The following is a 21,104-nucleotide window of genomic DNA, read 5'->3' as shown; positions in this document are numbered from 1 at the left end:
AAGCCGGTCACGCCTCATTTTCTCTCACCTCGGACGGAGGCGCGGAAATGCCCTCGTTGCCATCACCGGAGCGTGACTGACGCCGCTGCGCCAGATACCGCCGCACGCGACTGAGAATCTCCGAAAGGCTTATAAAGATCGGCAGGCTGGTGGCCGGCTCGACCGGTTCAAGCGAAATGCCGATACCGGTGATCGCCTCATGTTCGTCCAGCGCCCGAACGATCAGAACGATGGAACCGAGGCGCACCCGATCGGCATAATCCGCCTTTCCGGAGAGCCGCGCTTCGATGAGTTCCGCAATGCTCATCGCCTGTTCGGCGGGCGAAATGAGGCCCGGGCCGTAGGCTGCATCAAGGTCCTTGGCAGGGCGTGCGGGTGAGATCGCGAAAATGCCGAAGAAATCCGCATCGTCATCGGCGACGGGCAGGGCGCTGGCGAACAGCCGGTCGATCAGGCGGGAATAACCGGGTGCGATGAAAAGATAGACGAGATCGTTTTCACGCAGCCGCCCGGCATATTGGTAGCGGATCGATTTGCCGTCGCGCACGACCAGAGAGGGCATCGCCCAGCGCGGAATGCGCTCGCCCTGCATGATGGCGCTGCCTTTGGCGACGCGATAGGAAATCAACTCGTGATTGGCGGTGCCGGGAAGGTCCACTTCCAGCTTGTCGACATCGCCCATGCGCGGCGGCACGATCAACCCCAGCCTTGTGGCCACTGGTTTGATCGTCCAGCCCTGGAGCAGAAGCGACACCAGCACGATGATGAAGGCGGCGTTGAAATAGATCTGCGCATCGTTGAGCCCGCCGAGAATGGGCATGATGGCAAGAAGGATCGATACTGCGCCGCGCAGACCGACCCAGGCCACGAAGGATGTTTCCTGCTGGGTATAGTTGAAGGGCATCAGGCTGAGCCACACCGCAAGCGGACGGGCGACGAAGATCAGGAACAGCGCCAGCAGGACGGCCGGGATGGCGATCGCCGGAAATTGCGACGGTGTGGCGAGGAGGCCGAGCATCAGGAACATGATGATCTGGGCAAGCCAGGTCAGCCCCTCATGGAAACGGCGGATGGTTTCCTTGGCGAAAATCCGGCGGTTGCCGGCAACGATGCCCGCCACATAGACCGCCAGAAAACCGCTGCCGCCAATGGTGCCGGTGAAGGAGAAGACGAGCAGCGCCAGCGCCAGCACGAAGATCGGTGCAAGCCCGCGGTCGGCGGCGAAGCGGTTGACGACGGTGGCGATCATGACGCCGCCAAGCAGGCCGAAAATGACGCCAAGGCCCATCTGCTCGATGAAAAGCAGCAGAAAGCCGCTGTCTATGCCGGCAAGCCCCTGGCCCTTGGCAATGATTTCGACCAGGGCGATGGTGAGGAAGATCGCCATCGGGTCATTGGTGCCGGATTCGACTTCCAGCGTGGAGCGCACCTGATCGCGGATATGAATGCCGCCGATGCGCAGCAGGAAGAAAACGGCGGCCGCATCCGTGGAGGCGACGATGGCGCCAAGCAGCAGGCCCTCCAGCCAGGAAAGCCCGAGCAGCAGGGCCGCCGCGCCGGCAAAAAAGACGGATGTGAGAATGACGCCGACTGTCGCGAGAGCGACGGCGGGTGCTGCCGAAAGCCGGAAGGATTGTATCGACGTGCCGAAACCGGAATCGAAAAGAATGACGGCAAGCACGAGCGAGCCGAGCATATAGGCCAGCGGATTGTTGGTGAATTCGATGCCGAGGCCATCCACACCCGCCGCAAGGCCGATCATCAGGAAGAGTAACAGGAGAGGTGCGCCGAAGCGGAAGGCGATAAGGCTCGAAAAGGCTGCGACGAGAACCAGAATAGTTGCGACCAGCAACAGAAGATAAAATGATTCCACGTTCACCGCCTCATTCAAACCGCGTTGACCGCTGCAATGAATGCTCTGCGCGTGTGCAGTCAATGCGCCACGGGTTGCGGTCTGTCAGCGCTGTTTCGGCTGGCGTTGAAAGGCGACGCAAGGCGGGGTGTATCGAATGATACGGCAGGGCCGAAGTGCATTGCGCACGACCGTTATCCCTGTTTCCCTTGTCCGTTTCAAAGTGGACCAGACGAAGGCAGGAAATGGGAATTTTTTCGGCGCGCGGGCGAAAACGTTCAAGGCACGCAATGCTGTGGATGCTGCGCGGAAACAATTTGCCTGCCGGTGTCTCGACGTAACATAGAGACAATGCAGCTGCGTTAGTTCTCTCGTCCGAATTGCTTTTCATCATTACCGGAGCGATCGGATGAAACGGAAATCTATTACTGCATTTATAATGGTATTGGCGGCAGGCTCGATTGTTTCGGGTTGCTCCAGCACGGAACAGACGGCTGCAAACATGGGTGCGCAACGCGAGCGCTGCCGGTCGTTTGGTTACCCGGAAGGTTCGCGGGATTTTGCCGACTGCATGATGAAGCTTTCCATGCAGCAAAGCGAATTAAGACAACAGACGTTCGATACGATCTGGAGCAATGCCGGCTCGCGAGACCCGATCATTATCAATAACAGAAAGTGAGCGGTCCATGCCGGATGGCTGGCCCTCTCGCCTCCGGTGATTGTTTCGGTCCGAAGCGCCCCGCCTTGCTTCTGGATCGATGCCGGCGGGATCCCCCATTCCCGCCGGCATTTTTTAGGCAAACAAAAACCGGCAGGATCGCTCCTGCCGGTTTCTTTGTGGATGTAGTGTCTTAGATGGTCTTCGCGAATGCGACGGCCGTGTCCGACATACGGTTGGAGAAGCCCCACTCGTTGTCGTACCAGGACAGGACGCGCACGAACTTGCCTTCCATGACCTTTGTCTGGTCGATCGCGAAGATCGAGGAATGGCTGTCATGGTTGAAGTCGCGGGAAACCAGCGGCTCTTCGGTGTAGCCGAGAATGCCCTTCAGCTTGCCGTTGGAAGCGGACTTGATCGCTTCGTTGACTTCCTCAACCGTCGTGTCGCGCTTGGCGATGAACTTGAAGTCGACAACCGAAACGTTCGGGGTCGGAACGCGGATCGACGTGCCGTCCAGCTTGCCCTTGAGGTGCGGCAGAACGAGGCCAACGGCTTTGGCTGCGCCCGTCGAGGTCGGGATCATGGACAGGGCTGCGGCGCGGGCGCGGTACAGATCCTTGTGCATGGTGTCCAGCGTCGGCTGGTCGCCCGTGTAGGAGTGGATCGTGGTCATGAAACCATGATCGATGCCAACGACGTCATCGAGAACCTTCACGACCGGCACGAGGCAGTTGGTGGTGCAGGACGCGTTGGAAATGACCAGATGGTCCTTCGTCAGCTGGTCGTCATTGACGCCGAAGACGACCGTGAGGTCTGCGCCGTCAGCAGGAGCCGAAACGATGACGCGCTTTGCGCCGGCAGTCAGATGTGCTGCGGCCTTGTCGCGTGCGGTGAAGATACCCGTGCATTCGAGCGCGATGTCGACGCCGAGTTCCTTGTGCGGCAGCGTTGCCGGATCGCGAACGGCCGTCACCTTGATCGGCTTGCCGCCGCCAACGATGATCGTGTCGCCTTCGACCTTGACGTCAGCCGGGAACTTGCCGTGGATGGAATCGTAACGCAGCAGGTGGGCGTTGGTTTCAACCGGGCCGAGGTCGTTGATGGCAACGACTTCGATATCGGTGCGGCCGGATTCAACGATGGCGCGCAGAACATTGCGGCCGATGCGGCCGAAGCCGTTAATGGCAACTTTTACAGTCATTTACAGTCTCCCGATCAAGATATGTGCTTGGTCTTTGCGGAAATGTGGGGGCTTGGGAAGCCCTCACGCAAGTTTTGCCTCGACTGCGGCGACAACGGCTTCCGCCGTGATGCCGAAGTGCTTGAAGAGATCCTTCGCCGGTGCGGATGCACCGAAGGAATGCATGCCGACGAATGCGCCGTCCGAGCCGATGAAATAATCCCAGCCCTGGCGGATGGCGGCTTCAACCGCGATCTTGACCGGAGCCTTGCCGATGATGGCGTTGCGGTAGGTTTCCGGCTGTTCCTTGAAGAGTTCGAAGCAGGGAACGGAAACGACGCGGGCGGAAACGCCCTTGTCCTTCAGTGTCGCTGCGGCCTTGAGGGCGACTTCGACTTCCGAACCGGATGCGAAGATCGAAACCTTGGCATCGCTTGCCGATACGAGTTCGTAAGCGCCGTAAGCGGAAAGGTTCTTCTCTTCATATTCCTTGCGCGAGGGCGCAAGGTTCTGACGGGTGAGCGCCAGCGCAGACGGGCGATGCTTCTGCTCAAGCGCCAGCTGCCAGCATTCCGCCGTTTCGGTTTCATCCGCCGGGCGGAAGAGGAGAAGGTTCGGAATGGCGCGCAGCGCTGCAATCTGCTCCACCGGCTGGTGGGTCGGGCCGTCTTCGCCAACGCCGATGGAATCATGCGTCAGGACGTGAACGACGCGGATGCCCATGAGTGCAGCAAGGCGGATCGACGGACGGCAATAGTCCGAGAAGATCAGGAAGCCGCCGGCATAGGGGATGAGGCCGCCATGCAGCGCGATGCCGTTCATCGCTGCCGCCATGCCGTGCTCGCGGATGCCGTAATGCAGGTAACGGCCGGAGAAATCCGTCGGCGTGATGGACTTCATCTGGCTGGTCTTGGTGTTGTTGGACGGCGTCAGGTCGGCCGAACCGCCGATCATTTCCGGCAGGATGCCGTTGATGACTTCAAGCGCGTCTTCCGAGGCCTTGCGGGTGGCGACGGTCGGATTGTTCTCGATGATTTTCTTCTTGAAGGCATCGATGGAGCTGTCGAAGTTGCCGGGCAGGTCGCCGGCGAAGCGGCGCTTGAACTCGGCCTTCTTGCCGGCTTCGGTCGCTTCGAGGCGGGCTTCCCAGTCCTGGCGGGTCTTGGTGGAGCGCAGGCCGGCGAGGCGCCATGCATCGAGCACATCTTCCGGAATGACGAAAGCTTCCGCTTCCCAGTTGAGGCTCTTGCGGGCAGCGGCGATTTCTTCAGCGCCGAGCGGGTTGCCGTGGACCTTGTGGGTTCCCTGCTTGTTGGGCGCGCCGAAACCGATCACGGTCTTGCAGGCGATGAAGGTCGGGCGGTCGGATTTCTGCGCGGCTTCGATGGCGGCTGCAATCGCATCCGGATCGTGGCCGTCGACGCGGATGGTGTTCCAGTGAACGGCCTGGAAGCGGGCGATCTGGTCGGTGCTGTCGGAAAGGCCGACTTCACCGTCGATGGTGATGTTGTTGTCATCCCAGAACAGAACGAGCTTGTTGAGCTTCAGGTGGCCGGCAAGCGCGATGGCTTCGTGGCTGATGCCTTCCATGAGGCAGCCGTCGCCGCACAGCACATAGGTGAAGTGGCTCTGCAGGTCGGAGCCGAATTCCTCTTCCAGCTTGCGCTCTGCAATTGCCATGCCGACGGCGTTGGCGATGCCCTGGCCGAGCGGGCCGGTCGTCGTTTCGATGCCGGTCGCATGGCCATATTCGGGATGGCCGGCGGTCTTGGAACCGAACTGACGGAAACGCTTGATCTCGTCGATCGTCATGTCCTCGTAGCCCGTCAAATAGAGCAGCGAGTAAAGAAGCATCGAACCATGGCCTGCCGACAGCACGAAGCGGTCGCGATCCGCCCAGAGCGGAGCCTTGGGATCGAATTTCAGGTAACGGGTGAAGAGAACGGTGGCGACATCAGCTGCGCCCATCGGCAGACCGGGATGGCCGGAATTGGCCTTCTCCACTGCATCCATGGCAAGAAAGCGGATCGCATTGGCCATCCGGTTGTGTTTGTCGCGAGAAATCATGGCTTTTCCGTCTGTTTCCGGGTGAAAGGAGATAGTTTTACGCAACTATCCAAAAAGCGGGTTGATCCATAGCAGGTGAGGCAGGCAAGTCAATAAATCCACGGGCGTTTGCGGTTCTGTCGGGGAGAAAAAATCGTTTAGAAAATCGGGCATCGCGACAAAATCCGTGCGAGAGGCGCCGGGTCGTCTTCGTTCATCCACAGAGCAAAACGCCTCAATGCACTGGTTTGATTGACTGGATGATAAATCGGGTAATAACCTCGTGATTGTTGAAAAGGCCTGAAACCGGACGATTCGGCCGGTTGCTTGCAAGTTGGAAAAAACGATGTCGGCTGAGAAGACCGTACAATCTGCGCTGACGGAGCTGAGTGCTGCCATCACAAATCTCGAAAATGCCATCGATATGCGTATCGAACGGCAAAGGGAGACGGGCGAGATCGATAACGAGGTCAAGCGGGTCCATGTCGACCGCGCCAGGCTCGCGCACGAGCTGGATCAGGCCGAGTTTCGCGCCAACCGTCTTGAGGAAGTCAACCGCGAGGTTTCCCGCCGTCTGGTGACGGCGATGGAGACGATCCGCGCGGTGCTGGATCGATAGGAGCGGTTTCATGGCGCAAGTCACTGTTATGATCGACGGCAAGGCCTATCGCATGGCGTGCGAAGCGGGACAGGAAGACCACCTGACCGATCTTGCCACCCGCTTCGACCGTTACGTCGGACATCTCAAGAGCCAGTTCGGCGAAATCGGCGATCTCAGGCTCACCGTCATGGCGGGCATCATGGTGATGGACGAGCTTTCCGAGATAAATCGCAAGCTCGAGAAGCTGGAAGGCGAAGTCACCTCCCTTTCCCGCAACCGCGACGGCATGGCCGAGCACAAGGCGAAATCGGACGAGATGGTGGCGGTTGCCATTGGCGATCTTGCCGACCGCCTGAACGGCATTACCGAAAAATTGCTGGCGCGGCCGAAGCCCGCAGCACATTGATCGCCCGAGAAGCTCTACGCCGGCAAAATTTCGCTTCTCGCCCTCTGGTGGTTTGGTTCGATACGTCCTATATCTGTAGGGCGTTCTGCGCTTCCCGACAGGAACCACAATCCCTGGGGCCATACTCGATCCAAAGGGAGCTGTCCCTGGCCAGTCCCGTGGGGCTGGACACACGGTGCCCACCTACTTTTGTAGGCACCCAGGATCGTAAATCTCCATCGGTCGCCGTGGATCGCGCTTGAAGTTCCGGGTCACCCCGGTTCTTCCTCTGACCCTTATATAGTCGACAGTCATTTTCATTGCTGCCGGGCGCGGCTTTTTTATCCCGTCATCATTGCATTGGCGGAACAATTCCCTATTATCCCGATTGGTATGTCTGTCATGCCCTTTTAAATAAAGGGCGCTGCGGCCAAAACCGCGACGTGCCGTTCAACAGCCCAAAGAGCTAAACTTGTTTACTGAAATTATGATCGTGGTTCTGCTCACCGTATTGAACGGTGTGCTTGCCATGTCCGAGCTTGCCGTTGTCTCCTCCAGACCGGCGAGGCTCAAGGTGCTTGCCGCGCAAGGCAGCAAGGGCGCCACGATGGCGCTCAGCCTTTCCGAAAATCCCGGACGCTTCCTTTCAACGGTGCAGATCGGCATCACGCTGGTCGGTGTTCTCTCCGGTGCTTTCTCCGGCGCTACACTCGGCGCCCGTTTCACCGCATGGCTTCTGGAGCAGGGCATTCCCGACCGCGCCGCCGATGCGCTTGGCGTCGGCTCGGTGGTCGTCGCCATCACCTATCTGTCGCTGATCGTCGGCGAGCTTGTGCCCAAGCAGATCGCGCTGCGCGATCCGGAAAAGGTTGCCGCCCGCGTCGCGCCCACCATGATGCTGCTTTCGAGGGTCGGCGCACCGCTGGTGTGGCTGCTCGACAAATCCGGCAAGACGGTTCTTGCCCTTCTCGGCCATAGCGGCGAGTCCAACGCGTCCGTCACCGACGACGAAATTCGCACGGTTCTGGCAGAAGCCCACAGTGCCGGCGTGATCGAGACCGAGGAATCGGCGATGATCACCAGCGTCATGCGCCTCGCCGACCGCAATGCGCGCGGCCTGATGACGCCGCGCCGCGATGTGGAAGTGGTCGATATCGAAGACACCGCGGAAGAAATCCGCGTGCAGCTTCGCGAGACACAGCGTTCGCGTCTGCCCGTGCGCAACGGCGCGTCCGATGAAATTCTCGGCGTGCTTTTCGCCAAGGATGCTTTCGATGCGCTGGCATCCGGAAAGGAACTGAATGTCCGCGAGCTTCTGCGCGAGGTTCCTGTGGTCTCGGATCTGACAAGCGCCGTCGACGTCATCCAGTCGCTGCGCCGTTCCACGGTGCATATGGTGCTGGTCTATGATGAATACGGTCACTTCGAAGGTATCGTCAGTTCCGGCGACGTTCTGGAGGCCATCACCGGTGCCTTCCAGGAGGATAACGACGAAGAGCCTGCCATGGTCGAGCGCGAGGACGGTTCGTTCCTCGTCGCCGGCTGGATGCCGGCCGATGAGTTTGCCTATCGCATGGGCTTCCAGATCGACGAGGATGCGGAGTTCGAAACCGTTGCCGGTCTGGTTCTGGACGAATTCCGTCGCCTGCCGGAACTGGGTGAACACATCACCCGCAACGGCTGGCGTTTCGAGGTTATCGATCTCGACGGACACCGTATCGACAAGGTGCTTGTGAGCCGGGCCGCCTGATGTCTGGCGACATCGCCGAAAAAGCAAGACTGCGCGGCGAAAGGCTCGCCGCGCGCGATGCGCTGACACAAGCCGAGCGGCAGCAGAAAAGCCGGGCGATGACGGAACATGGCGCATCCGCCATTCCGCTCACGCCGGGCGCGGTTGTTTCCGGTTTCATGCCGATCCGCTCGGAGGCCGATATCCGGCCGCTGATGGAAGCGCTGCGGACACAGGGCGCGCGTCTCGTTCTCCCCGTTGTGCTGGACCGTGAAACCATCATCTTTCGTGCCTTCGAGGTGGATGCGCCGCTGGTGAGGACCGGCTTCGGTACGACCGGACCGGGGGAGGATGCGCAGGTTCTCGATCCGGATATTCTGCTGGTTCCTCTTTCCGTCTTCGACGGGCACGGTCAGCGTATCGGTTATGGCGCGGGTCACTATGACCGCGCGATTGCGAGATTGCATGGCAAGGGTCGGTTTCCCATTCTCATCGGCGTCGCATTCGATTGTCAGGAAGTGCCGTCGGTGCCGGCGGAGCCGCATGATGTGCCGCTTCATGCCGTTCTGACGGAGAGCGGCCTGCGCTGGTTTTCCGCGCTGCGGTTGCTGCCAGGTGGGAAAAAGGCGCTTTAGCACTTTTTAAAAAACGGATTACCCGTTAGAGGGGACGAAATCTAGGAACATGCGCAAGATCGGGGCGGGTGAATGAGGCTTCTTTTTCTCGGAGATATGGTTGGCAAGACCGGACGCACGGCTGTCTGGGACAGGTTGCCGGGGCTTGTTTCCGATCTGAAGCTTGATTTTGTTGTCGTCAACGGTGAAAACGCCGCCGGCGGTTTCGGCATTACCGAGGATATCTACCTCGAGACCATCAATGCCGGTGCCGACGTGGTGACGACAGGCAACCACGTCTGGGATCAGAAGGAGGCGGTCTCTTTCTGCGAGCGCCACGATCAGTTCCTGCGGCCCGCCAATTATCCCGATGGTACGCCGGGCAAGGGCTCGGGCATCTTTTATGCCCGCAACGGCGCGCGCGTGCTCGTCGCCAACATCATGGGCCGCGTGTTCATGCATCCTGAACTGGACGATCCCTTCAAGTCGGCGGAAAACATTCTCGCCGCCTGCCCGCTGAAAGAGCAGGCCGACGCCATCATTTTCGACTTCCATGCCGAGGCGACCAGCGAAAAACAGTGTTTCGGCCATTTCGTCGATGGGCGCGCAAGCTTCGTTGTCGGCACTCATACCCATGTTCCGACCGCCGACGCGCAGATATTGAACGGCGGAACCGCCTATATGTCGGATGCCGGCATGTGCGGCGATTATGACAGTTCGCTTGGCATGGAGAAGGAAGAGCCGATCAACCGCTTCATTTCCAAGATGCCGAAGGGCCGTTTCGAGGCGGCCAGTGGGCCTGCGACGATCTGCGGCGTGGGCGTCGAGATTTCGGACCGCACCGGCCTTGCGGAAAAGATCGCACCGCTGCGCATTGGCCCGAGACTTGCCGAAACCCTTCCATCCTTCTGGGCGTAAGCTTTTCGCTTGTCCGTGAGACGTTCATAATGACGAGATTGTGAGCGTTTCCCCCGTTCTTGAAACTGGACGCCCGGCAAAACCTGTCTCATCCTCTCAACCTTCGCAAGTTCAGGGGAGTGGCATGATGCTGCGTGTGCTTATGCTTGCAATAACGGGTCTTCTCACCTGTGCGGGAGCGGCCTTTGCCCAAACGGAAAGCCGTCCTCCGGTCAGCCAGTGCCAGGCGATCGCCCGCAACATTCCCGGCGTCATGTTCGCCAGCTTCGAACCGCCCCTCAATCGGCCAAGTGTCCAGCTGGCGCAGGCGACGGTGAAGGAAGAGGTGAAGATCAGCTTCATCGGCCATTCCACCTATCTCATCGAAAGCCCCGGCGGCGTGACGATCGCCACCGATTATAATGGCGTCTATCGCCCGCCCGTCACGCCGACGGTGGTGACGATGAACCGGGCGCACTCAACGCATTTCACGCTTAGTCCGGACCCGGCCATTCAATATGTGCTGCACGGCTGGAGCGATACGCCGGGGGAAAAGGCCGAACACAAGGTTCTGGTGGGCGATGTCTATATCCGCAATGTCGCGACCGACATCCGCAACCGCTGGGGTGATTACGAGTCGTTTCAGGAAAACGGCAATTCCATTTTCATCTTCGAGGTCGCAGGGCTGTGTATCGGTCATCTCGGTCATCTGCATCATGAGCTGACGGATACGCATTATGCCGAAATTGGCCGTCTGGACGTGCTGATGGTGCCGGTGGATGGCGGGTTGACGATGGGCGCCGACAGCATGAGCCGCGTGGTCAAGCGCCTGCGTTCCGCGCTGATCTTGCCGATGCACCGCACCGGCGCGCCGCTGGAGCAGTTTCTGACGATGTTCGGAGAAAGTTTCAAGATCGCCTATGCAAACGATCCCATCATCCGGGTCTCGATGAGAAACCTCCCCCGCCAGCCGCAGATACTGGTGCCGAAAGGCATGTAGTCCAGCGGCCGGCGAGGAAGGCCGGGGGGGAGCCCGTTTGTCAGGCGAAGGCGAGGTGCTGACGCACACCGACATCCGGCGTCTTGTCGTCGGACATATTGGCCTTGGCGATTTCCCAGCCGAATTTAAGCGTGCTGTCGGTCGAGGCCCAGATTTCCGCGTCGTCGACGTGAAGCGCCAGCATCGTCAATTGCGGATCGGACTTTCCGTGTTCGTACCAGGCGGCGGTAACGGAGTTCCAGTATTCCTCGATCTTTGCCTTGTCGTCACGCGCTTCAAGCACACCCGAAAGGCAGGCGTGATAGTCATGGTCCTTGCCGACGACGCAGAAGTGCGCCCGCGAACCCGGCTTCAGCGTTTTGACCAGATCGGTATCCTTCTTGGAAAAAAACCATATTGTGTTGGTCTTGGGGTCGGCGTGCGGTGCCATTGGCTGCATGTGATTATGCAGACCCTCGAGGCCAAGCATGCCGGCATGGACCGAATTGACCTCGTCCCACAGCTGGCGGGCAGGGGTTTCTCTTGCTTCAGTCAGGCTGACCATGTGTTTCCTCCTTCGGGTTTGCTGCGGCGACCGGGAGGGTAAAAATGTCCGGCTCTTCCGCGTTCATTGTCAAAACGAAAAGCGGATAAATCAGTTCCTTATATTCTTGCGGGCAAGAGAAAGCGCTTGCGGGCTTGAACGAAGGGCCTATCGCACTTATAAGGCCCGCAATCTCCAAATTAAGACAATCAGGTTTTCCATGGCTGGTCATTCACAGTTCAAGAACATCATGCACCGCAAGGGCAAGCAGGACTCCGTACGGTCCAAAATGTTTTCCAAGCTTGCGCGTGAAATCACCGTTGCGGCAAAGGCGGGCATGCCCGACCCGAACATGAACGCGCGCCTGCGTCTGGCGATCCAGAACGCCAAGGCCCAGTCCATGCCGAAGGACAATATCGAGCGCGCGATCAAGAAAGCTTCCGGTGCTGACAGTGAAAACTACGATGAGGTCCGTTACGAGGGTTACGGCCCGGGTGGCGTCGCCGTCGTCGTCGAGGCCCTGACCGACAACCGTAACCGCACCGCCTCCAACGTACGCTCCATCTTCACCAAGGCTGGTGGTGCACTCGGCGAAACCGGCTCCGTTTCCTTCTCCTTCGACCGCGTTGGCGAAATCACCTACAAGGCGGAAGTGGGCGATGCCGACAAGGTCATGGAGGCGGCCATCGAAGCGGGCGCTGACGATGTCGAATCTTCCGAAGACGGCCACACCATCATCTGCGGTTTCGAAGCGATGAACGAGGTTTCCAAGGCGCTGGAAGGCGTGCTTGGCGAGGCCGAAAGCGTCAAGGCCATCTGGAAGCCACAGAACACGGTGCCGGTGGATGAAGAAAAGGCGCAGTCGCTGATGAAGCTCATCGACAATCTCGAAGACGATGACGATGTGCAGAGCGTCTATTCCAACTTCGAGGTTTCCGAAGAAATTCTCGCCAAGCTTTCCGCCTGAAGTTTCTGATCTTTTAAAAAAAGCCCCGGCAGCGTCGTCGCTCCGGGGCTTTTTTCATTCAGGCGGCTTTCCTTATGGAGGTCCGCACATCGGCGAAAATCTCCACGGAACGCAGTCGCTTTTCAATGTCGTGGATCGGCATCGAGATGATCAGCTCGTCCGCCTGTGTCTCGGCGAGGAAACCGTCGAGATGGCGGCTGATCGTTTCCGGCGAGCCGACGGCCGCGAAACGCAACGTATGTTCCACGGAGAAACGCTCCATCTCGTTCCAGTAACCGTCCATGCTGTGCACCGGCTTCGGGAACGGGGTGCGGACATTGCGGCGCAGATTGACGAATTGCTGCTGTGACGAGGTGAAGAGATGTTGCGCCTCCTCGTCCGTATCGGCACCCACGCCCATCACGCCCACCATCACATAGGGCTTGTCCAGCACCTCGGAGGGCTGGAAGCGCTCGCGATAGATATGGATCGCCTCCATCAGCATGTCAGGGGCAAAATGCGAGGCGAAGGAATAGGGCAGGCCGAGCGCTGCCGCCAGATGCGCGCTGTAGGTGCTGGAGCCGAGCAGCCAGAGAGGCACATTCGAATTCATGCCGGGCACGGCCAGGATCGCCTGATCCTGCTGCGGCGGACCGAGGTAACGCTGCAGTTCGATAATATCCTGCGGAAAGTTTTCCGCACCCGCATCGAGGTTGCGGCGCAGTGCCCTTGCCGTTCGCATGTCCGTTCCGGGCGCGCGGCCAAGACCGAGATCGACGCGGCCGGGCAGCAGTGCCGCAAGCGTGCCGAACTGCTCGGCGATGACAAGCGGGGAATGGTTGGGCAGCATGATGCCGCCAGAGCCGACACGGATATGTTTCGTCGCCGCACCCACATGGGCGATGACCAGTGATGTCGCCGCACTCGCAATACCGGGCATGCCATGGTGCTCCGCAAGCCAGATGCGGTTGTAACCATGGTCTTCAGCCTTGATCGCCATGCGGCGGGAGTTTTCAAGCGCCTCACTGACGCTCTCGCCTTCGCCAATCGGCGAAAGGTCGAGAATGGAAAAGGGGATCATCCGACGCTCCTGCAGAAATATAATCTTTGTTGCGGATGTAAGGCGCGTGTCCCGATTTACCAGTGAAGTCGCATAGAATTGATGGATGGTTCAAAAAAATTGGGGCCTCCGAAGAGGCCCCTTTCACTGTCTCAGCCCGCCCGCCGGAATCGCCGGGTTTCACGGTACTCCGCCGCGCGCCCGTCAGGGGCCAGCACGAATTGTCCGAGCCTGCCATCCATCTCGCCCGCTTCGGAGGCGAGGTTGTGGATGGCGGCCGTCGTTTCTTCCACCATGGCGGCGTTCTGCTGGGTCATGGTGTCGAGGCTTGTGACGGTGCTGTTGATTTCCGCCAGTGTATGCGCCTCCTCACGGGTGGATTCCATGATCTCCTCGATGCGGGAGCTGATGGTCTGCACGTGTTTGCCGATGCCGGTCAGCGAAGTGCCCGCCTTTTCGACCAGCACCACGCCAGCGGAAACCTCGTCGGTCGAGCGCTTCAGCAGGCTGGTGATTTCTTTTGCGGCCGCGGCCGAGCGCTGCGCCAGTTCGCGCACCTCCTGCGCCACGACGGCAAAGCCCCTGCCGGCGTCGCCCGCACGGGCGGCCTCGACACCCGCATTCAAGGCAAGCAGGTTCGTCTGGAAGGCGATTTCGTCGATGACGCCGATGATCTGGTTGATCTGGCGCGACGAGGTCTGGATCGCCTCCATGGCGGCGATGGTCTGTTCCATCACGCGGCTCGAGGCTGTCGCCTCGGTGCTGGCGTCGTGGGCGATCCTTGTCGCCTGTTCGGCGCGGTCGATCTGGTCGCGAACTGCTTCGGTGATTGCCTTGATGGCGCTTGCCGTCTCGGTGATGGAGGCAGCCTGACGTTCCGTGCGTTCCGCCAGCTGGTCCGCTCCCACCCGCATTTCTTCCGAGCCACCGCGAACGGCGGCGGAATTGCCGCCGATGGCCTGCATCGTTTCGCTGAGCCGGGCGAGCGCCGTATTGAAATTATGGCGCAGGCTTTCGAGATCCTCCGGGAAGACCGTGTCTATGCGATAGGCGAGATTGCCGTTCGCCAGCCGGTCCAGACCCTCATCCAGAGACCGCACGACCATTTGCAGCGTGCCGGCCTCGGCTTCGCGCTCCGCAAGATGCGCGCGTCGCGCCGTTTCGGCTTCCTCCCGCGTGCGCGATGCGGTCTCCTCCATCTCCCGCTGCAGGATGAGCTTTTCGCGGAAACTGCCGAGTGCCTGCGCCATGCGGCCAATCTCGTCGTTGCGGTTCTGATTGCCGATCTCGGCATCCAGCCTGCCAGCCGCCACTTCGCCGGTCAGCCCGGCAAGCTTTTCCAGCGGTGCGAACAGGCGCCGCGCGAAAAAGGCTGTCGCCGCGCACATGGCAGCCAGAACGCCAAGGCCGATCACGGCGAGCGTGCCGGCAATCGAGATGGAGCCCGCATTCAACTCGCTGCGCAACATGCTTTCGACGGCGAGATATTGTTCTCCGGCAAACGAGAAGGGGCGGGCATAGGCATTGGCCTCGCCATCCGGGCGGTCGATCTTGGCAATCGTCATGCCGGCCGCATTCGATGCCTGTCCATGGAAGCCGTAGATTGCCGGATCGAGGCTGATGAGCCTGTCGCCTTCCACGCCGATCACCTTGCCATCGGCAGAGATGATTGCGGATTGCTCTGAACTACCGGCGGCGACGCCTTTCGCGAGTATCTGGCTGAAGACCTCCTGCTTGACCCGGAAGAGGAGGATGCCCTTGAACGCGCCGAATTTGACAACCGGAATGCCATAATAAATGCCGGCCTCGTTCGTTGCTGCGTCGATCCGCAGACCGGAGAAACTCGTCTGCGCCACGTCGTTCACGGCTTTTTCGGCGTTGGCAGCTCCGCGGGTAAATGCAGCGCCAAGTCCACTTTCCGCCCAGGCGCCGCCCGTGACGGTTTCCCCGAAGGCCGGTCCTTTCAGATAGGAGTAATAGACCGTGCCGGCGGGATCGATGAAGAGAACATCGCTGAAGGGTGTTCCCTGCAGATAACCGCCGATATCCGTCTGGGTTTTCTCGTGGGTGGAATAATAAAAGCCGCTCGGATTTTCGGGCTTGATCAGCTTTTCCCTGTCGGTGAAGGGGTTCTCCTTGACGAAGACGCGCTGCAGTTCCGCCTTGGCGTCACCGGAGCTCTTCTGGACGGTGCCCCAGCCGCTGCGCATGGAAACGACTGCCATTTGCAGGGATTCGATCTTGGCGATGGAATCCGCCTGTGTCTTCAGCTGTTCAAGACGTTCCTGAAGCATGTCGCCACGGAAGACGAGAATGCTCTCCATGGATTTCGACGCCTGCTCTTCGAGAACGCTGCTGCTGCTTTGATAGCCAAGAAGTGTCAGAGCCCCGGTCGAGATCGCCATCAGCGCAAGGAAAATCACCAGCACTTTGGTGGATATGGAATGAAAACGGTTCAGCATGGCCGTTGCAGCCCCCAATGCCGGATCAGTTCCCGCGCCAAGCATGAATGGCGCCACCGGATGACTGATATGGCTTGAATATTATGCTGCGGATCATCATGTCCGCAGCTCCCCTTTTTTGATTTTGTGCGGGAACAATGCGGTACGCGGTTTAAGCAGAGGTAAATGCTGCACCGCAAATTTGATGAATGTTGTCGTTTTGTTCACTTATCGCTGGCAGGGTCGCAGCCGGAAAGATAAGGTAACTCATGCAAAAGACGATTCGAATCATCGGCATCGACCCCGGATTGCGGCGCACCGGATGGGGTGTCATCGAAACCCTCGGCAACAGCCTTCGGTTTGTCGCCTCCGGCACGGTGACATCGGATGGCGATATGGATCTCGCCTCCCGCCTGTGCCAGCTGCATGACGGGCTGGCCGATATCGTGCACAGCCATCAGCCCGACGAGGCAGCGGTGGAGCAGACCTTTGTCAACAAGGATGCGGTGGCCACGCTGAAACTCGGTCAGGCGCGTGGCATCGCCATGCTGGTTCCGGCACGGGCAGGATTGCCTGTTTTCGAATATGCACCGAATGCGGTCAAGAAAGCCGTCATCGGCGTCGGGCACGGCGAAAAGCAGCAAATTCACATGATGCTGAAAATCCTGATGCCGAAGGCCGAATTCAAGGGTAACGATGCGGCGGACGCGCTCGCAATCGCCATCTGCCACGCGCATAATCGCGGTGGCGACAGAATGGCGCGGCTTTTGGCGGCCGGTTGAATATTTGAAGTCTCATTGAGCGGGCGGCATCATGATCGGAAAACTTAAAGGCAGCATCGAAGAAATCGGTGCGGATTATGTGCTGGTGGATGTGCACGGCGTTTGTTACGTCGCCTATTGCTCGGCGCGCACGCTTTCGAAAATCGGCTCTGCCGGAGAAGCGGTGGTGCTCTTCATCGAAACCTATGTGCGTGAGGACCAGCTTAAGCTCTTTGGCTTTTTGTCGGCGCTTGAGCGGGAATGGTTCAATCTGCTGCAGAGCGTGCAGGGGGTCGGCTCGAAAGTGGCCTTGGCTGTCCTTTCCACCTTGTCGCCCTCCGAGCTGGCCAATGCCATTGCACTTCAGGACAAGGTGATGATTTCGCGTGCGCCCGGTGTGGGGCCAAAGGTGGCGGTGCGCCTCGTAACCGAGCTTCGCAACAAGGCGCCTGCCCTTGCGGGAGAGGCCTCCGCCTCGATAGGATTGAAGCAGGAGCTTGGCGAAGGCGTCGCATCCGCGCCTGTGGCGGATGCTGTTTCCGCACTCACCAATCTCGGCTATTCACGCGATCAGGCGGCCAGCGCAGTTGCTGCCGCATTGAAGAATGGCGGGGAGGGCGGCGACAGCGCCAAGCTCATCCGTCTCGGCCTGAAGGAGCTTTCACGATAGGCTGAACGCAGTACACATGCTGTTCGGGCGCGAATTGAATTTCGTGAAGCGCCTTGACGCGACAGTCATGATATAGCGGCGAAGACCATCTCATGAATTCGGTTTAGAACAATGGAATGCCCTGAATGAGCGATGCGGACAGACTGATTTCTGCGGACAAGCGCGGTGAGGATATCGACACCACCATGCGTCCACAGTCGCTGGACGATTTTACCGGCCAGGCGGAAGCCCGCGCCAATCTTAAGGTGTTCATCGAAGCCGCCAAGAACCGTGGCGAGGCGCTGGATCATGTGCTGTTCGTTGGCCCGCCCGGCCTCGGCAAGACCACGCTGGCGCAGATCATGGCCAAGGAGCTCGGTGTCAACTTCAAGTCGACATCCGGCCCGGTCATCGCCAAGGCGGGTGATCTTGCCGCACTTCTGACCAACCTTGAGGAGCGCGACGTGCTCTTCATCGATGAAATCCACCGTCTCAACCCGGCGGTGGAAGAAATCCTCTATCCGGCAATGGAGGATTTCCAGCTCGATCTCATCATCGGTGAGGGGCCGGCGGCCCGCTCGGTGAAGATCGATCTCTCCAAATTCACCCTTGTCGCCGCGACGACCCGTCTTGGCCTGTTGACGACGCCGCTGCGCGACCGTTTCGGAATTCCCGTCCGGCTGGCCTTCTACACTGTCGATGAGCTGGAGCTCATCGTTCGACGCGGTGCGCGGCTGATGGGGCTTAACATGACCGACGAGGGCGCGCGCGAGGTGGCACGGCGCGCACGCGGCACGCCGCGTATCGCGGGGCGGCTTTTGCGCCGTGTGCGCGATTTCGCCGAGGTGGCGCGGGCCGAAGCCGTCACGCGCGAGATCGCCGATGAGGCTTTGACGCGACTGCTGGTCGACAAAATGGGTCTCGACCAGCTGGACATGCGCTATTTGACTATGATCGCGGTCAATTTCGGCGGTGGTCCGGTCGGGATAGAAACCATCGCCGCCGGCCTGTCGGAGCCGCGTGATGCGATCGAGGACATTATTGAACCATATATGATCCAGCAGGGTTTCATCCAGCGCACGCCACGCGGCCGCATTCTGACCGGGACGGCCTGGAAACATCTGGGAATGCAGCCGCCCAAGGATCTTGAGGCGGCGCAGTTCCGGCTGACGCTGGAGGAGGATTGAGGGAACAAGCCCGGCGTGCCGGCATTTGATCGTCTTTGGCACGGAGATGATCATGTTGGTGTATCGCAAGGGCACGAAGGTCCGGTGGAACTGGGGCAGTGGTACCGGTGAAGGTAAAATCGTCGAGACTTTCACGGATGATGTCGAACGCAGCATCGCCGGCTCCAGAATAAAGCGGAAGGCGAACAGGCAGGAGCCTGCCTATCTGATCGAACAGGAAGACGGCGCCAGGGTTCTGAAAAGCAGATCGGAGCTTGAACGCGTCGATTGAAAACGCCGATATTCGACGTCAATGGAGGAATCCATATGCCTTACGATCCACTGCGAATCTTCCGCAAACTCGCGCGCAACAACCGGCTGGCCAATTTGCGGCTGCACCAAGCCTGTCTTCAGCTTTCGCAGGAGGAGTTTATCGCTCGTCGTGTCAGCTTCTTTCCAACGCTCCGCGCCACGCTGAACCACATCTACACCGTCGACCGATTCTATATCGATGCCCTCCAGGGCGGGACGCTCGGTCTGGCTGCCTTTGCCACAGAGGAGCCCTTCGCCACGATGCCGGCGCTGCGGAGCGCCCAGATGGAACTGGACGAGGTGCTGATCGCCTTTGTCGGCGGGCTCGATGAAGACGGCCTTGCCGCAACCGTCAATATCCATCGCGGCACGCGCATCCAGCAGGATCGCTGCGACGATATTCTGTCCCATCTCTTCCAGCATCAGACGCATCATCGCGGGCAGGCGCATGCCATGTTGTCCGGCGCCACGATCAAGCCGCCGCAACTGGATGAATTCATTGTGGGTGATGACGCAAAGGCAAGAAAAGAAGAGATGGATGCGCTAGGGTGGACGGAAACCGATTTGATGTTTCCAGCCCGCAGGTCCAGACAATGACGCACGATAGCAAGACGCACGACACCCGCATCCGTATGAAGTTCAAGCCGAAGCGCATTTTCCAGATGCGCGTTGCGGGGCTGGCGTTTCGTGACGGCCATGTGCTTGTGCACCGGGCATCGCATGAGAAATTCTGGACATTTCCTGGTGGTCGCGCCGAAATGGGCGAACGCTCCGAAGAAACGCTGGCCCGCGAGATGGTGGAAGAGCTTGGCGTTGAGGCCAGGGTCGGGCGGCTTTTATGGGCGGTCGAGAATTTTTTCCATTACGAGGGCAAGGACTGGCACGAACTCGGTTTCTATTACCTGATGGATTTGCCGGAGACATTCGCCTTTCATCCGACGGACATCATCCACCGCGTTCAGGATGGTGACAACGAGCTGGAGTTCCGTTGGGTCGCCGCGACCCGGCAGGCATTGACGGAACTCGATATTCCGCCCTATTTCATCGCCGACGAAATAGAGCACCTGCCGCAGACCACAAGACACCTCGTCTGGTATGATGGCGACCTGGACGATAAATGACTTCTGCCCCTGACCGTCACATGATCCGGCTTGACCGGAAACCGCAGCTTTTCAGCATGCGTGTGGCCGCGCTGATTTTTCAGAACGATCATGTTCTCGTCCAGCGCGGCACGCAGGACATCTATTGGGCCTTGCCGGGTGGACGAGCGGAAATCGGCGAAAGCTCTCAGCAAACCATCATCCGCGAGATCGGCGAGGAGCTTGACCGGGATTGCACCGTCGAGCGTCTTCTCTGGTCGGCCGAGAATTTTTTCGCCTATGACGGATATGCCGCCCATGAGCTGGCGTTTTATTATCTGGTTTCGCTTCGCCAGCCCTTCCCCTTCCATGAAAGCGATATCGTGCATCAGATGCTGGATGGCGTCGAGGTGGAGTTCCGCTGGCTGCCTGCGCAACCCTCCGCCCTGCTGGAGCATGATCTAAGGCCCCGTTTCATTGCGGAGCGCGTAGCGACGCTGCCTCAGCGCCACGAGCATCTTATCGTCCGTGAAGGTCGTTCAGGTGCGGCCGAACTTTCCAAGGAGACAATATGAGCGAGCTAATGGTTTCGCTTTCAGGCGAACTCATCGAACATGGGCATCGCCTGACGCAACGCGTGTATTATGAGGACACGGATTTTTCCGGTCTCGTTTATCATGCGCGTTATCTGCATTTTCTGGAGCGTGGACGCACCGACTACCTGCGTTGCCTCGGCTGCGAACAAAGCGCGCTTCTGACCGCCGACGAGGAGGGTCTTGTCTTCGTTGTTCATCGCATGGAGATCGATTTCAAGACCCCGGCGCGGATGGATGATGTGCTGACGATCACCACTGTGACAGAAAAGGCTGGCGGCGCGAAAATGGTGCTCAATCAGGAAATCCGGCGTGGTGAAACCCTGCTGGTTGCCGCCAAGGTCATCATTGCCGTCATCAATGCCAATGGTCGCCCAAGGCGTCTTCCGGAGACGGTGGCGGAAAAATTCCTGAAGTAATTGACGGCCCGGTCCAGTAAATCCACCAAGCGTGGCGCGGTTGTAACACTCCTTTAACCATAATGGTGTCTTACTTTAGCAACTGGCATTTGTGCGGCGCACGCCTTCCTTTCACCAAATTTATTGGCAAGTAAGGCTTACTGGCAAGTATCGGGGTATGGCAAAGGGGTTATCGGCTGTTGCCGCATGA

The 21,104-nt window shown here is 59.4% G+C and carries 22 protein-coding genes and 1 other RNA gene; 17 read left to right on the top strand and 6 right to left on the bottom strand.

Annotation, left to right across the window (positions count from 1 at the left end):
* Positions 1-7 precede the first annotated feature (7 nt).
* Positions 8-1,873: a potassium/proton antiporter gene (locus JZY08_RS19060; protein ID WP_216333169.1), complete on the bottom strand. Its 1,866-nt coding sequence runs from the start codon at positions 1,871-1,873 to the stop codon at positions 8-10.
* A 388-nt stretch (positions 1,874-2,261) separates the two neighbouring features.
* Between JZY08_RS19060 and JZY08_RS19055 the strand changes: the two genes are divergently transcribed.
* Positions 2,262-2,531 (top strand): hypothetical protein, encoded by a 270-nt coding sequence (locus JZY08_RS19055; RefSeq protein ID WP_035242896.1) that lies wholly within the window; start codon positions 2,262-2,264, stop codon positions 2,529-2,531.
* 172 nt (positions 2,532-2,703) lie between these two features.
* On the opposite strand, the gene gap is transcribed toward JZY08_RS19055, so the two are convergent.
* Complete coding sequence (gene gap / locus JZY08_RS19050) at positions 2,704-3,714, bottom strand: type I glyceraldehyde-3-phosphate dehydrogenase (RefSeq protein WP_003511409.1); 1,011 nt, start codon at positions 3,712-3,714, stop codon at positions 2,704-2,706.
* Positions 3,715-3,777: 63 nt separating this feature from the next.
* Positions 3,778-5,760, bottom strand: coding sequence for a transketolase (gene tkt / locus JZY08_RS19045; protein ID WP_035242894.1), 1,983 nt, complete (start codon positions 5,758-5,760; stop codon positions 3,778-3,780).
* Between the two features lie 325 nt (positions 5,761-6,085).
* On the opposite strand from tkt, the gene JZY08_RS19040 reads away from it, so the two are divergent.
* The 7 genes from JZY08_RS19040 (at position 6,086) to JZY08_RS19010 (ending at position 10,965) form a co-directional block, all read left to right on the top strand.
* Positions 6,086-6,358, top strand: a complete 273-nt coding sequence (locus tag JZY08_RS19040) for a DUF4164 domain-containing protein (protein ID WP_035222205.1) — start codon at positions 6,086-6,088, stop codon at positions 6,356-6,358.
* A gap of 10 nt (positions 6,359-6,368) precedes the next feature.
* Positions 6,369-6,746, top strand: coding sequence for a cell division protein ZapA (locus JZY08_RS19035; RefSeq protein WP_035242892.1), 378 nt, complete (start codon positions 6,369-6,371; stop codon positions 6,744-6,746).
* Positions 6,747-6,825: 79 nt separating this feature from the next.
* A non-coding RNA gene (gene ssrS, locus JZY08_RS19030) (6S RNA) lies at positions 6,826-6,984 on the top strand.
* Between the two features lie 228 nt (positions 6,985-7,212).
* Positions 7,213-8,475: a hemolysin family protein gene (locus JZY08_RS19025; protein ID WP_216333460.1), complete on the top strand. Its 1,263-nt coding sequence runs from the start codon at positions 7,213-7,215 to the stop codon at positions 8,473-8,475.
* Positions 8,475-9,089, top strand: coding sequence for a 5-formyltetrahydrofolate cyclo-ligase (locus tag JZY08_RS19020; protein ID WP_216333168.1), 615 nt, complete (start codon positions 8,475-8,477; stop codon positions 9,087-9,089). Before JZY08_RS19025 ends, JZY08_RS19020 begins: the two co-directional genes overlap by 1 nt.
* A 72-nt stretch (positions 9,090-9,161) precedes the next feature.
* Positions 9,162-9,986: a TIGR00282 family metallophosphoesterase gene (locus JZY08_RS19015; RefSeq protein WP_216333167.1), complete on the top strand. Its 825-nt coding sequence runs from the start codon at positions 9,162-9,164 to the stop codon at positions 9,984-9,986.
* A gap of 124 nt (positions 9,987-10,110) precedes the next feature.
* Positions 10,111-10,965: an MBL fold metallo-hydrolase gene (locus tag JZY08_RS19010; RefSeq protein WP_216333166.1), complete on the top strand. Its 855-nt coding sequence runs from the start codon at positions 10,111-10,113 to the stop codon at positions 10,963-10,965.
* A 40-nt stretch (positions 10,966-11,005) separates the two neighbouring features.
* Here JZY08_RS19010 and JZY08_RS19005 read toward each other — a convergent pair whose 3' ends face one another.
* Positions 11,006-11,509, bottom strand: a complete 504-nt coding sequence (locus JZY08_RS19005; RefSeq protein WP_216333165.1) for a pyridoxamine 5'-phosphate oxidase family protein — start codon at positions 11,507-11,509, stop codon at positions 11,006-11,008.
* Between the two features lie 199 nt (positions 11,510-11,708).
* On the opposite strand from JZY08_RS19005, the gene JZY08_RS19000 reads away from it, so the two are divergent.
* Positions 11,709-12,455: a YebC/PmpR family DNA-binding transcriptional regulator gene (locus JZY08_RS19000; protein WP_003497595.1), complete on the top strand. Its 747-nt coding sequence runs from the start codon at positions 11,709-11,711 to the stop codon at positions 12,453-12,455.
* A gap of 58 nt (positions 12,456-12,513) precedes the next feature.
* Here JZY08_RS19000 and JZY08_RS18995 read toward each other — a convergent pair whose 3' ends face one another.
* Together JZY08_RS18995 and JZY08_RS18990 are read right to left on the bottom strand one after the other, a co-directional pair.
* Positions 12,514-13,515: an LLM class flavin-dependent oxidoreductase gene (locus JZY08_RS18995; protein ID WP_216333164.1), complete on the bottom strand. Its 1,002-nt coding sequence runs from the start codon at positions 13,513-13,515 to the stop codon at positions 12,514-12,516.
* A 131-nt stretch (positions 13,516-13,646) separates the two neighbouring features.
* Entirely contained in the window at positions 13,647-15,956 is a 2,310-nt protein-coding gene (locus JZY08_RS18990; protein ID WP_216333458.1) for a methyl-accepting chemotaxis protein, read from the bottom strand.
* Positions 15,957-16,204: 248 nt separating this feature from the next.
* Here JZY08_RS18990 and ruvC point away from each other — a divergent pair, with 248 nt between their 5' ends.
* From ruvC to ybgC, 8 genes are all read left to right on the top strand, one after another.
* On the top strand, positions 16,205-16,717 hold the full coding sequence (ruvC, locus tag JZY08_RS18985) for a crossover junction endodeoxyribonuclease RuvC (RefSeq protein WP_003497589.1): 513 nt from the start codon (positions 16,205-16,207) through the stop codon (positions 16,715-16,717).
* 31 nt (positions 16,718-16,748) lie between these two features.
* Positions 16,749-17,366, top strand: coding sequence for a Holliday junction branch migration protein RuvA (gene ruvA / locus JZY08_RS18980; protein WP_216333163.1), 618 nt, complete (start codon positions 16,749-16,751; stop codon positions 17,364-17,366).
* 125 nt (positions 17,367-17,491) lie between these two features.
* Positions 17,492-18,532 carry a Holliday junction branch migration DNA helicase RuvB gene (gene ruvB, locus JZY08_RS18975; protein WP_035222228.1) on the top strand — a complete coding sequence of 347 codons (1,041 nt, stop codon included), beginning with the start codon at positions 17,492-17,494 and terminating at the stop codon, positions 18,530-18,532.
* A gap of 52 nt (positions 18,533-18,584) precedes the next feature.
* Positions 18,585-18,803 carry a DUF2945 domain-containing protein gene (locus tag JZY08_RS18970; protein WP_216333162.1) on the top strand — a complete coding sequence of 73 codons (219 nt, stop codon included), beginning with the start codon at positions 18,585-18,587 and terminating at the stop codon, positions 18,801-18,803.
* A gap of 35 nt (positions 18,804-18,838) precedes the next feature.
* Positions 18,839-19,420, top strand: coding sequence for a DinB family protein (locus JZY08_RS18965; RefSeq protein WP_216333161.1), 582 nt, complete (start codon positions 18,839-18,841; stop codon positions 19,418-19,420).
* On the top strand, positions 19,417-19,944 hold the full coding sequence (locus JZY08_RS18960; RefSeq protein ID WP_216333160.1) for an NUDIX hydrolase: 528 nt from the start codon (positions 19,417-19,419) through the stop codon (positions 19,942-19,944). Before JZY08_RS18965 ends, JZY08_RS18960 begins: the two co-directional genes overlap by 4 nt.
* A complete protein-coding gene (locus JZY08_RS18955) occupies positions 19,941-20,477 on the top strand; it encodes an NUDIX hydrolase (protein ID WP_216333159.1) in 537 nt (178 codons plus the stop codon). The genes JZY08_RS18960 and JZY08_RS18955 overlap by 4 nt, the downstream gene beginning before the upstream one ends.
* Positions 20,474-20,914, top strand: a complete 441-nt coding sequence (gene ybgC, locus JZY08_RS18950) for a tol-pal system-associated acyl-CoA thioesterase (RefSeq protein WP_035242883.1) — start codon at positions 20,474-20,476, stop codon at positions 20,912-20,914. The genes JZY08_RS18955 and ybgC overlap by 4 nt, the downstream gene beginning before the upstream one ends.
* Positions 20,915-21,104 lie beyond the last annotated feature (190 nt).

Origin of the sequence: Rhizobium sp. X9 (assembly GCF_018873185.1) — a bacterium.
GTDB lineage: Bacteria > Pseudomonadota > Alphaproteobacteria > Rhizobiales > Rhizobiaceae > Agrobacterium > Agrobacterium oryzihabitans.
The sequence above is the reverse complement of the archived record's forward strand: the minus strand, read 5'-3'. Positions and strand labels throughout refer to the sequence as shown.